11 protein-coding genes and 1 pseudogene are annotated in these 12458 nt (G+C 28.1%); 1 reads left to right on the top strand and 11 read right to left on the bottom strand.

Features of this window, described 5'->3' with window-relative positions; genetic code table 11:
* Positions 1–89: 89 nt before the first annotated feature.
* The 5 genes from A500_RS06620 to ychF all read right to left on the bottom strand — a co-directional run bounded on the left by A500_RS06620 (position 90) and on the right by ychF (position 5531).
* Entirely contained in the window at positions 90–2285 is a 2196-nt protein-coding gene (locus tag A500_RS06620; RefSeq protein ID WP_016206815.1) for a stage V sporulation protein D, read from the bottom strand.
* Between the two features lie 89 nt (positions 2286–2374).
* Positions 2375–2815 (bottom strand): cell division protein FtsL, encoded by a 441-nt coding sequence (locus A500_RS06615; RefSeq protein WP_016206814.1) that lies wholly within the window; start codon positions 2813–2815, stop codon positions 2375–2377.
* A gap of 36 nt (positions 2816–2851) precedes the next feature.
* Positions 2852–3784, bottom strand: coding sequence for a 16S rRNA (cytosine(1402)-N(4))-methyltransferase RsmH (gene rsmH, locus A500_RS06610; RefSeq protein WP_016206813.1), 933 nt, complete (start codon positions 3782–3784; stop codon positions 2852–2854).
* 11 nt (positions 3785–3795) lie between these two features.
* Positions 3796–4224, bottom strand: a complete 429-nt coding sequence (gene mraZ / locus A500_RS06605) for a division/cell wall cluster transcriptional repressor MraZ (RefSeq protein WP_016206812.1) — start codon at positions 4222–4224, stop codon at positions 3796–3798.
* A gap of 209 nt (positions 4225–4433) precedes the next feature.
* Positions 4434–5531, bottom strand: a complete 1098-nt coding sequence (ychF, locus tag A500_RS06600; RefSeq protein ID WP_016206811.1) for a redox-regulated ATPase YchF — start codon at positions 5529–5531, stop codon at positions 4434–4436.
* Positions 5532–6095: 564 nt separating this feature from the next.
* On the opposite strand from ychF, the gene pdaA reads away from it, so the two are divergent.
* The gene (pdaA, locus tag A500_RS06595) at positions 6096–6878 is read left to right on the top strand and encodes a delta-lactam-biosynthetic de-N-acetylase (RefSeq protein ID WP_016206810.1); all 783 of its coding nucleotides are present in this window, start codon (positions 6096–6098) and stop codon (positions 6876–6878) included.
* A gap of 23 nt (positions 6879–6901) precedes the next feature.
* Here the strand turns inward: pdaA and A500_RS06590 are convergent, their stop codons facing one another.
* From A500_RS06590 to A500_RS06570, 6 genes and pseudogenes are all read right to left on the bottom strand, one after another.
* Positions 6902–7552, bottom strand: a complete 651-nt coding sequence (locus tag A500_RS06590; RefSeq protein ID WP_016206809.1) for a cyclodeaminase/cyclohydrolase family protein — start codon at positions 7550–7552, stop codon at positions 6902–6904.
* A gap of 2 nt (positions 7553–7554) precedes the next feature.
* On the bottom strand, positions 7555–8703 hold the full coding sequence (locus A500_RS06585) for a glycosyltransferase (RefSeq protein WP_016206808.1): 1149 nt from the start codon (positions 8701–8703) through the stop codon (positions 7555–7557).
* Between the two features lie 2 nt (positions 8704–8705).
* Positions 8706–9985, bottom strand: a pseudogene (locus tag A500_RS06580) (glycosyltransferase).
* Between the two features lie 9 nt (positions 9986–9994).
* The gene (locus A500_RS19400) at positions 9995–10987 is read right to left on the bottom strand and encodes a lipid II flippase MurJ (RefSeq protein WP_051993125.1); all 993 of its coding nucleotides are present in this window, start codon (positions 10985–10987) and stop codon (positions 9995–9997) included.
* Positions 10984–11526 carry a lipid II flippase MurJ gene (locus A500_RS21885; protein WP_051993124.1) on the bottom strand — a complete coding sequence of 181 codons (543 nt, stop codon included), beginning with the start codon at positions 11524–11526 and terminating at the stop codon, positions 10984–10986. Before A500_RS21885 ends, A500_RS19400 begins: the two co-directional genes overlap by 4 nt.
* Positions 11519–12253 carry a WecB/TagA/CpsF family glycosyltransferase gene (locus tag A500_RS06570; protein WP_016206807.1) on the bottom strand — a complete coding sequence of 245 codons (735 nt, stop codon included), beginning with the start codon at positions 12251–12253 and terminating at the stop codon, positions 11519–11521. Before A500_RS06570 ends, A500_RS21885 begins: the two co-directional genes overlap by 8 nt.
* Positions 12254–12458: the final 205 nt, after the last annotated feature.

Below are 12458 nucleotides of genomic sequence, written 5' to 3'. Positions count from 1 at the left end.
TTATTATTCTAAAAAGAACTCCCTATCTCTTTTGTATAAAATTTTAGCATGTGAGTTTCCCACATGCTAATGTAAAGGGATATTCTAAATTAATCTCCGTATTCATCGCTTAATATAAGTTTTACATTAGTTCCTTTTTTAATCATTTCCCCTTTTGGAATACTTTGTTTTATTATAGCTCCTTTACCTTCTGAGGTATAGCTTACACCTAGATCCTCTAAAAGTTTAGTTGCTGAATCTAAAGAGTATCCCCTTAAATCAGGCATAATAACATTTTTATTATAAGACTCTGAGTCTCCTGTGTCTATATTAATCTTAGAATTTTCTTTAACAGTATAGCCTGGATAAGGTTTCACATCTGTTATTATAGACCCATTTCCATCAATATTATACTCTAAATTATATTCTTTTAATATTTTTTTAGCTTCACTAACTTCAAGACCTCTTATTTCTGGAATAACTACATCTTTAACTATACTATCTATATCATCTTTTGATATTTCTGAACTCATGTAGTTGAATATATCAGTGAATAATATATTGGCAAGAGGGGCAACTATTTGTCCTGCATAATAAGTACCTGTTCCAGGTTCATCTATAGAAATAAATATTGAAACTTTAGGATCATCAGCTGGTGCAAAACCCGCTAAAGAAGAAATGTATTTCCCTGACTCATATCCACCACCATTTGGATTAACTTTTTGGGCGGTTCCTGTTTTAGCTGCAGTATGATATCCTTCAACATATGCTTTGCTTGAGCCCCCATAAGAAACAGTTCTTTCTAAATAATCTCTAAGTATAGCTGTTTTTTCTTCACTTAAAACTTCTGTTATTGTTGGTTCAAAATTTTTATCTACAACTATATTGCCTTCATCATCTTTAGATGTAATTTGTTTCATTATATGAGGTTGAATTAATTTCCCGCCATTTACTATACTATTAAAAGCAGTCATATATTGAATTGCATTTACTGTATTAGTTTGACCAAATGAAATTGTAGCAAGGTCCGCTTCAGTAATATCTTCAGTTTTCTTTGTTATTCCTTTTGCTTCTCCTGGCAGGTCAACTCCACTCACCTTACCAAACCCTAATTTCTTAATATATTCATTTAGTTTTTCTTTTCCTATTCTTTTACCAATTTCCATAAACCCAACATTACATGAGTTTTGAAGTATCTCTGGTAATATTTGAGTTCCATGTCCTGATGTTTTCCAACATTTTATTGTATGTGGTCCAACTTTTAAACTTCCATTACAAGTAAAGGTATCAGACTCTTTAACAAGCCCTTCTTCTAAATTTCCTATCATTGTTACAACTTTAAAAATTGATCCTGGTTCAAATGTATCATTAATCAAATGATTTCTCCACATTTTTTGAACTTTTTCTGCAGTATTTGATCCTTCATAATTTTCTACACCTTCATATGGATTATTAGGATTAAAATCAGGTTTATTCACCATTGCTAAAATTTCACCATTAGTCGGATTCATTATTATTATAGAAACTTGCTTTGCTTGGTTATCCTTATATCCTTTTTCCGCTACCTTTTCCGCAAAAGCTTGCAAATTAGCATCTATAGTTAAAACAACATCTTTCCCATCTACTGGAGGAGTAAATTTTGAAATAGTGTATGGAAGCTCATCATTATACTTATCTATTTCTGATATACGCAATCCCGGTGTTCCTGATAAATAAGAATTATATTGTAATTCTACTCCTGTTAATCCTTGTCCATCAATGTTAGTACTTCCTAATACATGTGCTAAGAAGTTTCCATTTGGATAATACCTTTTGGTATCTGGAGATACTATTACTCCAGGTATGTTTAATTCCTTCACTTTATCAGCCGGTTCTTTTTCTATTCTTCTAATTAAGTTGGCACCACCAGCATCAGCACCGCTTGGAAGCTTTGTATTAAGTTTTTTTAATACTTTTTCAACATCAATTTCTAAGGCTTCTGCTATTTTAGGCGCTATAGAATCATTAGTTAAATTTTCCTTCCTTAAATGTGACCGTATTGAATTCAAGTCAAAATCTACTCTATAAACATTTGCAGATACAGCTAGTTCTACTCCATTTCTATCTAGTATTCTACCTCTTCTTGCATCAATTTTAACTTCACTTGTCCACTGTTCTTCAGCTCTTTCTGAATATTCACCTCTTTTAACTATCATTATGTAAGATAATCTAAATATCAAAAGAGCAAATAAACATGTTAATGCGGTAAGCGCTAATGACATTCTTTTTTTCATTAGCGCTTTATCTCTATAATTCTTTCTATTCACATCAATGCCTCCATGTAATTAATTAAAAACATGTTGAGTGTAACTTAACACTCTTTATCTTGGCACGTGTACTATTTTATTACTTATGTTTATTCATTTAAGTTTGCAAAAAAGTTTTTACTTAAATCTATTTCCACTGAATCATCCTTTTGTGGCATTTTCATTCCAACATTATTAGCAATATTCTTTATATCTACAAACCTTCCATTGTCTTTTAATAACTTTACTCTTAATGCTTCTCCTTCAGCAGTAACAGTCTTTATTTCACTTTTCACTTTTAAAAGATCATTCTGCATTTTATAAACTTTACCATCTCTTGCTATAGTACTAACTCCTAAAATTAATACAACACAAGATACTTGAAGGATGTTTTTAACAATAGCCTTTTTTGCATCTCTTTCTTTTCTTTGTAATTCTCTTTGTTTTTTTTCTTGATTTTCTTTTTCTATTCTTCTGTCTATATCATTATATTTTCTTTTTGGATTTAATGCTGTATTACCTCTTATATAATCATATTCTCTATCGACCATTTTATTACATCCCCCATACATTTTACTTAACTTTTTTTAAATTTTCTCTATAATCCTCAATTTAGCACTTCTACTTCTTGGATTTTCTTCTACTTCTTCTTTACTAGGATCTATAGCTTTTCTACTTATTAATTTAACTTTAGCCACTCCACCGCATACACAAATTGGAAAATCTTTTGGACATGTACATGATGTTGCTAATTCTTTAAATTTAAGTTTAACTATTCTATCCTCCAAAGAATGGAAAGTTATTATTGCCATCCTTCCACCTTTATTTAATCTATTTACTCCATCTTCTATTGCTTTATTTAATATAGATAGTTCACTATTAACTTCTATTCTAATCGCTTGAAATGTTCTTTTTGCAGGATGAGGCCCTTCTCTTCTTGCTTTAGCTGGTATAGCCGCCTTAATTATTTCAACTAATTCCACAGTAGTTTCTATAGGTTTGTTTTGTCTGTTTTCTACTATGAACCTAGCAATTCTTTTTGCAAATTTTTCTTCACCATAGTCTCTTATTATTCTGTAAATTTCAGTTTCTTCATATTCGTTTACAACCTCATATGCAGATAATGAATTTTCTCTATTCATTCTCATATCTAAAGGTGCCTCTTGCATATAACTAAATCCTCTATCACCTTCATCTAATTGATAAGATGACACACCTAAATCCATAAGCATTCCATCTATTTTTTCAATATCTAAAGAATTTAAAATAGAATCTATATTATAAAAATTACTATGAACGAACTTTACATTTTCAAAATTTTGTAACCTTTCACTGGCTGCTTTAAGAGCATCTTTATCTTGATCTATACCAATCAAAGTTCCTTCTTTTGAAAGCTTTTTTAATATCTCTAGGGAATGTCCTCCACCACCTAGTGTCCCATCGACATATATTCCATTTTCTTTAATATTTAATCCTTCTATGCATTCATTTAAAAGCACAGATATATGTTTAAATTCCATAATACTACTCCTTATATTCCTAAATCACTCATTTTTTCAGCAATAGAATCAAAATCCATATCTGACTCATTATATTCTTGCCACTTTTCTTTACTCCAAATTTCAACTCTAGTTAGTACTCCTATACTTACTATTTCCTTTTCTATACATGCATATTCTTTTAAATTTTGTGGAATTAAACCTCTTCCTTGTTTGTCTACTTCAACTTCACAAGCTCCCGAAAAAAAGAATCTAACAAATGCTCTTGCATCTTTATTAGTAAGTGGTAAAGATTTCAATTTATTTTCAAGGGTTTTCCATTCATCCATTGGATAAGCATAAAGACAGCCATCTAAGCCTTTAGTAATTACAAAGTTATTACCTAAACCTTCTCTTAGCTTTACAGGAACTATCATTCTGTTTTTAGCATCTATCGCATGTTGATATTCTCCTATAAACATCTTCATACCTACTTTCTTATAAATTCACTCCACTTTTAACCACTTTTAACCACTCTATACTACTATTCTATAGAATTTTAATGATTTCTTCAAGAATTATTTAACTTTTTAATAATTTATTTTACATAATTAATAAAATCACATGAAATTTTACTAGAATATTTTGAAAATAAAAAAGACTGATTAATATCAGTCTTTTTTTAATGTAATTAAACATTAAATCTAAAGTTCACTACATCTCCGTCTTTCATAACATATTCTTTTCCTTCTAATCTATAAAGCCCTTTTTCCTTAGCCGCTGCTTCTGAACCACATTCTACTAAAGCATCATAAGAAACTATTTCAGCTCTAATAAATCCTCTTTCTATGTCTGAATGTATTTTACCCGCTGCTTGAGGAGCTTTTGTTCCTTCCTTAATAGTCCAAGCTCTTACTTCTTGAACTCCTGCTGTTAAATAACTTATAAGCCCTAATAATTTATAACTTCCACGAATAAGTTGATCTAGCCCTGATTCTGTTAAGCCATATTCATTTAACATTTCTTGCTTTTCATCATCTTCTAAACCTGATAGCTCTTCTTCAAGCTTTGCACAAACAACAACAACTTCTGAATTTTCACTTTCAGCATGTGCTTTTACTTTTTGTACATATTCATTATTTGTGTTCCCTTCCATCATATCATCTTCTGATATGTTACATGCATAAAGTACTGGCTTGGAAGTTATCAAAAATAATCCCTTTATTAATTCTTCTTCTTCTTCAGTAACTTCTAAAGTTCTTATAGGTAGGTTTTGCTCTAAATGAACTTTAACTTTTTCCATTAAAGCATACTCTTCCTTAGCTTTCTTATCTCCGGATCTAACTTGCTTAATTGATCTTTCCATTCTTCTTTCTAGCACTTCTAAATCAGCAAATATAAGTTCTAAGTTTATAGTTTCTATATCTCTTATTGGATCAACTGAACCTTCAACATGAACAACATTTCCATCATCAAAACATCTTACAACATGAACAATTGCAGAAACTTCTCTTATATGAGATAAAAACTTATTTCCTAATCCTTCACCTTTAGAAGCACCTTTTACTAGTCCTGCTATATCATAAAACTCAACTGCAGTATAAACTTTCTTCTTAGTATTATACATTTTTTCTAAAACATCTAATCTTTTATCTGGTACACTAACTACTCCAACGTTTGGCTCTATAGTACAAAAAGGATAGTTTGCTGACTCCGCTCCAGCTTTTGTAATTGCATTAAATAAAGTACTTTTACCTACGTTTGGTAAACCAACTATTCCTAAATTCATCTATGTACATTCCTTTCTTCTCTTAAATCATATCTTTAAAATTATACTCTACAATATTAATTATTTCAACATATATAAGCCATAATAAGGATTTGGTATTTAATCTAAAAATATAAGAATTGAGAATATAATATAAATTGCAAAACAATTTATATAGTTCACAATTCACAGTTCACAGTTTTTTCTAGTTGATAATTAAGAGTGAAAAGTGGAGAGTTATTGAAATAATTCAGCTTTGCTGAATTAAGAAAACTATTATTAAAAACTCTAAGAGTTTTTATATATCCTAATTTTAGAAGCTACGTAGTAGTTTCATCCATAACTTTCAACTATCGATTTTCTACTCTCAACTAATTAATAACTGTGCACTGTGCCTTGGGAACTATGAACTAGAATTTTGCTTCGCAAAATAAAACAATCGCCAATTAATAGCATTTATACATTGTATTTCTATGTGTAAAAGAATCATTTAGATAAAAATAAAGTTATAAGTTATAGTTAAGATAAAACAGTTTTTATTATCAACTTAATACTTAAATATATTTAATAAAAGGTGGTGAAATAATGAAAAAAGTAAATATATTTACTACTTTAATATTATCTTTAATTATTATTTGTACTTTTTCTTTTATCCCTATAAATGCTCTAGCTTCTGATGATTTAGAACTTAATTGGTATTTTGTAAATAGAGAAAAAGGGAAAACTCCAGAACCACCTAAAGAGTCTGTTGGCTTTTTTAGTGACTTTGGCGCTTACTATGTAGGTGATACAAACTCTAAAATATTATACCTAACTTTTGATGAAGGTTATGAGAATGGTAATACTCCAAAGATTTTAGACATTTTAAAAGATGAACAAGTTCCTGCTGCATTTTTTGTAGTTAAACCTTATATAAAAGAGCAACCTGATATAGTTAAAAGAATGGTAGATGAAGGACATCTAGTTTGTAATCACACATCACATCATCCATCCATGGCCAGTATTTTAGATAATGAGAAGTTTACTAGAGAATTTACTGAAGTAGAAGATGAATTTAAAGCTTTAACTTCACAAGATATGCCTAAATTTTTTAGACCTCCAATGGGTAAGTATTCTAAAAATTCCTTAAAGAAAACTCAAGATTTAGGATACAAAACAATATTTTGGAGTTTTGCTTATAAAGATTGGCTTGTTAATAAGCAACCTGAAGAATCTGCTGCAATAAAGAAAATAGTAAATGGAGCTCATCCAGGTTCTATAATATTATTACACGCTGTTTCTGATACAAACACTAAAATATTAAAAACTGTAATTCAGGAACTTAAATCTCAAGGATATGAATTTAAATCTTTAAATGAATTACCCTAAAAAAGTATAGTCTTCTTTTGAGACTATATTTTAGGGTATATTATATCTTCGACTACATTTATAATATTACACTTTTTAACATAAGAGTTATTAAGTATAGTTTTACATTTATTTTCTATTTCATTACAAATTTCTTCTTCTCTTAAGAAGTTTAAATTAACTTTCACATTAATTATAGAACTTTCTATTGCTGAGTGTAATAAGATAGTTGCAACTCCAGCATCAGAAATTAAATTTTTATTACCATATCTAACTGCAAATTCAATATTATCATAAAACTTAATACATTCTTCCGCTAATAATAAAGGTGTTTTCATTGCTTTTATTGTATTTTCTTTAATTTTTTCTTTTCTTAATGCAATCTCCTCTTCACTATCCTTAGGTAATTTATAGCTATCCATTAAGTTCAAAAAGTCTTTTCTATCTTGTTCCATATAATTTTGAAATTTATCAGTAAATTCCTTAGCTTCTTTTTGTAATTGAAGCATCTTATTTTTCTCTGAATTATTCAATTTTTCAAACGCCTTTTTATCTACTGTTAGTGAATAAACCATACAATTTAATGCACTAGCTAAAGCAGCTACTAATGCTGCAACACTTCCGCCTCCTGGTGAAGGTGCATCTGAAGATAATTCTTCTATAAATTTATCTATACTATACTCTTTAAATAACATAATTAACCTCTCTTACTTAATATTAAATCATAAACTTTTAGTATTTCTCTTGTTATTTTGTCTTTAGAAAATCTTGATATACATTCATTTCTTATATCTTCTGGATTATAAGAGTTTATATTTGCCATTATATATTTCATTGCATTTCCTAATTCATCAACATCATCAACCTTAACTATTAATCCATTTTTAGGATTTATAATATCTTCTGCACCACCATTATAAGTTCCTATAATAGGTTTTCCTGATGCTAAAGCTTCAATATAAACAACTCCAAATGTTTCATATCTTGATGCTAAAACAAAGGAATCACATATGCTCATATAATGTGAAACTTCTTTTCTAGACAAAGCTCCTAGAAAGTCTACTTGATTTTCTATTTTTAACTCTTCACATAACTTAATTAAAAAATCTTTTTGACTTCCATCTCCACCTACTAACAACTTAGAATTTGTTCCTTTAAAATATTTAGCGTATGATCTTATAAGTGTATCCATTCCCTTTTCACCTTCTAAAAATGCTAAAGAAAAAAAAGTGAATTTTTCGTTTTTAGTATTACTTATATAGAAGTTTTCCATAGGTATTAAATTATGTATAATATTTATATCTTTTCTTCCACAAAACTCTGACATTTCTTTTTTTAATCCACTTCCTACAGCTATAAGTATATCTGCTTCAGAATAAGACTTTTTTATTAAAGGCTTATAACTATCCTTAATGTACACAGCTTTTTTCAAAGAAGAATGTTCTGTTATTATTAGTGGGATATTATACTTTTTAGAAATATAATTAGCACTTATCCCCGCCCAAAATGAAGATTGGCAATGTATTATATCTACTTTGCCTTCTCTTTTTATTATTTCTTTATATAACTTTTCTAATCTTCTATTAAATACTTTAAACATCATAGGATTCTTAGGAAGGTAATTAAAGTTTTTATATCTATATGTTTTTAATCCTTCCTCAATCTCATAATTTAAGCCATTTTTTTCTTTTATCTTAAAAGCTAATGTCAATGGCCAAATTTCATTATAAGCAATAGTAATTTTGATTCCACATTCTTGAAGGGCTAGTGCCTGCTCTTTAAAAAAACTTCCATGAACCGGATTTCTTTTATTATGATACCATGATGGTATAAACATAATATGCATAGCTACTCCCCCTTTAAAATAGAATTTAATTTTTTCGATATATTTTCCCACTCATACTCCTTAATTGGATTTGAGTTGTTTCCACTTAATATTTTTTCCGATAACTCTACAATTTTTTTTGAAATATCTTTGGAATTATTTAAGGCTATATTACATTTATCTAAGTTTTTCACTACATCTATTATAGGATCTTTTTCATCACCTAAAACAACTAATACATATCCATTACATCCAAAATAATCATATATTTTTGCTGGTATTTGTTTTGAATTCTTGTTACCAAAAAGTAATAATATGTCTGCATTAATCATATATCCCAAAGCTTCTCTATATGGTATTCTATTTGATACTTTTACATTACTTATTTTAGATAAGTCATATTTAACATCTTCATCATCTATATTCCCAAAAAAAAGTATATTTAAATTTTCATATAGATTATTATCATCTAAATTAAGTTTATTTACCGCTTCAATAAAAGGTCTTACATCTCTAAGCTTCGAAAAAATCTCTCCAGTATAAACTATATTTATCTTTTTCTTATCTATTAATTTGGGATTTTCTTTTTCCTTTATATCAAAATATGTTTTTTCATCATAACCTCTTGTAATAGTATAAGTATCTTCCTTTTTTATATTGTAAGTTTCAATATAATCATCTCTATTAGCTTTTGTTACAAATATATATTTATCTGCTAAATTAATTACATTTTTTTCATATCTTTTCTCAAAGTTTCTTCTTATAAAGTTTGAGTCTTCTCGTGTAGAATCCTTAAGCCAAGGATCACTCCAGTATGTTATCCATTTAAGGTTTGGAAATTTCTTTTTAATCTTATATGCACATATATGACTTGATGGTGGCTCATGCATAGAAAACATAACATCAAATGCTTCTTTTTCCATAAGTTTAATTCCATATTCACTAGCTTTAAATGCCCAATATAAATACATGTCTGGTACTGCTAATATTTTTTTACTGTTCTTAAAGCACTCTTAATTTTGACTTTTCCTATAGTAGTATTAGTCTCTGACATTTCTTTATATTTTTTTGGCATAATTGCTTCAAATAACTTTCCACCTGATATTATATGTAAATTAATTTTCTTATCTAACATATTAAATATATATTCATCATAATAAATTGAATTTGAAGGAAAGTTCACTGTTAATAAATGAATATTATTATCTTCAATCCTTGCTAAATTATTTAAATATTGAAGAGTTTCAATTGATGCTGAATTATTAATCAAAGGTGAATAACATGCAATAAATAATATTTTCATTTTCTTAATTTAACCCTCCTTCTTAAATTTCATCTTTATCATATTTAAAGCTTCATTAAATTCTTCTATTTTTAGAATCTTACACATAATCATAAATATTACAGCTCCAAGGCTTCCATCAGTTAAAATAATAATAAAAGAATTTTCTATACTTAACAAACTATTTATAAAATAGAGAATTAAAATCATTAATGTTGAACTTAATATGATTTTACTAATTTTTATAATAACTTCACTTATATTAAAACTTCCAACTACTTCTTTAGTTGAATTTAGGAGTAATAAAGCTATCACTAATGATGATACAGATGTTGCTATAGCTATACCTAGAACCCCCATATATTTAGATAAAATAATGCTTAAAGCTATATTTATTACAACACCAATTATTCCATTAATTGTAGTAACCTTTGTTTTCTTCATTGAAAATAGTGATGAATTTAAAATATCTCTTATTCCTGCAAAAGGTAGCTGCAAAGAATATCCAAATAAAGCCATGGAAGTTAGAACAACAGCACTTGAATCAAACTTCCCTCTTTCATAAAATACTGTAACTATTTCTTTACTTAAAAATAACATTCCAAAAGTTATTGGAATTAAAAATAAGCAAATTATTATTATTGATTTAGTTAAGTATTTTATAAATCCTTGCTTATCACCAGCATTTAGCCTATTTGCCATTAAAGGATAAATTACTGAGACTATTGATGTTGTTATTGCTGTATTAGCAAATGTAACTATCCTTTGTGAATACTCTAAAGATGCCATTGCACCAGTATTTAATCCTGATGCTAAACTTTTATCTACAAGCATATTTATTGAATTGGCTCCAGCTCCAACTATAACAGGAAGTATCAAAATTATCATACTTCTAAGTTTTTCATCTCTTAAATCTATATATAATTTAAATCTATAACCTTGCTTATATAATGAAGGAATTTGAACTAATACCCTAAGTAAATTTCCTAGAACGTTAGCAATTGTTAATCCTATAATGCTCACTTCAGCAAAAAAACTAGATATACTATTATTGGAATATTAAAAAATAGTCCTAATAATGATGGAACAATAAAGTCTTCGCATACCTGCAATATAGAGGCAAAGCAGGCATTAACACATAATAGAATTATATTTATTAAAGTTATTCTAGTTAAAAATATAGTTAGTTCAATTTGCTCTTTAGTAAACTTAGGTACAAATATATTAACAATCTCCTTTGTAAATATTAAACCTAATACAATTACAACTATTGATAATATACTTAAGATAGTCACAACGTTATTTGAAAACTTAAACATCTCATCTTTATTTTTATTATGTCTAATTTCACTAAGTATTGGTATAAATGTTGTTGATATTGCAAGCCCAACTATCATAAATACTGATTCAGGAATTGCAACTGAGGCAACATATATATCATAAGATCCTTCTACTCCAAAATGATATGCAGCTAACATATCTCTACCAAAACCTATTACTCTGCTTAATATAGTCATAAGCATTACTATGAAAGTTGCTTTGAAAATCGTATTTTTACTCATATATCACCTTTTTGTTTTTAGCAACAAGTAGTAAAAATTTAGGAATACTACCAAGCCTCTTTATTCTCCAAGGTTCCCTTGAAACTCTATATAACCACTCCAGCCCAATTTTTATCATCCATTTGGGAGCTCTATTAACTTTTTCTGCAATTACATCAAAGCTCCCACCAACACCCATGAATATTTTACATGGTAATTCTTCCATATATCTTACTATAAATTGTTCTTGTCTTGGGCACCCCATGGCTACGAAAATTGCATATGGTTTTTTTTCTTTTATATCTTTTATTATTTCATCTGCTTTATTTATATCAAAAAATCCATTTCTATAGCCTACAATATTTATCTTAGGATATTTAACCATCAAATTTGCAACGCAAGCATTAAGACTTTCATCATTTGTTCCAAGCAAATAAATCTTCTTATTTTCTTTTGAACATTTTTTTATTATTTCCTTCATTAAATCTATACCTGCTATTTTTTCTTCAACAGGAGTTTTTAAATACTTAGCTGCAATTTGAAGACCAACTCCATCTGGTATTATAAATGCTTTATCAGACTTAAAATTATTTAATAACTCATCATTATAAAGACCTGTATATAGTACTTCTGGATTTCCAGACACTATATGAACCTTTTCAAAACTATCAATATATTTTAATGCACTAGATAACTTATTTCTATATACTTTATATCCTAATACATCAATAAAATTATTATCTTTCATTTTCTCTCCTTAATAATGCATAAGTAAATTTATTCATAAATATAATACCACAATTGTTAAATTTTGCGAAGCAATCTTTTAAGTTCACAGTTCACAACGCACAGTGCACATTTGTAAAAAATTGCGAAGCATTTTTCAGTTCACAGTTCACAAGGCACAATGCACAGTTGTTTTATTTTTTAGGTAACAGGGAACAGATATCAGA

Origin of the sequence: Clostridium sartagoforme AAU1, from assembly GCF_000401215.1 — a bacterium.
Lineage (GTDB): Bacteria > Bacillota > Clostridia > Clostridiales > Clostridiaceae > Clostridium > Clostridium sartagoforme.
The sequence above is the reverse complement of the archived record's forward strand: the minus strand, read 5'-3'. Positions and strand labels throughout refer to the sequence as shown.

What these genes read in the sequence shown, in the direction of transcription:
- A500_RS21885 (WP_051993124.1), bottom strand. Translation starts at nt 11,526, where the DNA reads ATGAGTAAAAATACGATTTTCAAAGCAACTTTCATAGTAATGCTTATG.
- A500_RS06590 (WP_016206809.1), bottom strand. Translation starts at nt 7,552, where the DNA reads ATGTTATTTAAAGAGTATAGTATAGATAAATTTATAGAAGAATTATCT.
- pdaA (WP_016206810.1), top strand. Translation starts at nt 6,096, where the DNA reads ATGAAAAAAGTAAATATATTTACTACTTTAATATTATCTTTAATTATT.
- A500_RS06570 (WP_016206807.1), bottom strand. Translation starts at nt 12,253, where the DNA reads ATGAAAGATAATAATTTTATTGATGTATTAGGATATAAAGTATATAGA.
- rsmH (WP_016206813.1), bottom strand. Translation starts at nt 3,784, where the DNA reads ATGGAATTTAAACATATATCTGTGCTTTTAAATGAATGCATAGAAGGA.
- mraZ (WP_016206812.1), bottom strand. Translation starts at nt 4,224, where the DNA reads ATGTTTATAGGAGAATATCAACATGCGATAGATGCTAAAAACAGAATG.
- A500_RS06615 (WP_016206814.1), bottom strand. Translation starts at nt 2,815, where the DNA reads ATGGTCGATAGAGAATATGATTATATAAGAGGTAATACAGCATTAAAT.
- A500_RS06585 (WP_016206808.1), bottom strand. Translation starts at nt 8,703, where the DNA reads ATGCATATTATGTTTATACCATCATGGTATCATAATAAAAGAAATCCG.
- ychF (WP_016206811.1), bottom strand. Translation starts at nt 5,531, where the DNA reads ATGAATTTAGGAATAGTTGGTTTACCAAACGTAGGTAAAAGTACTTTA.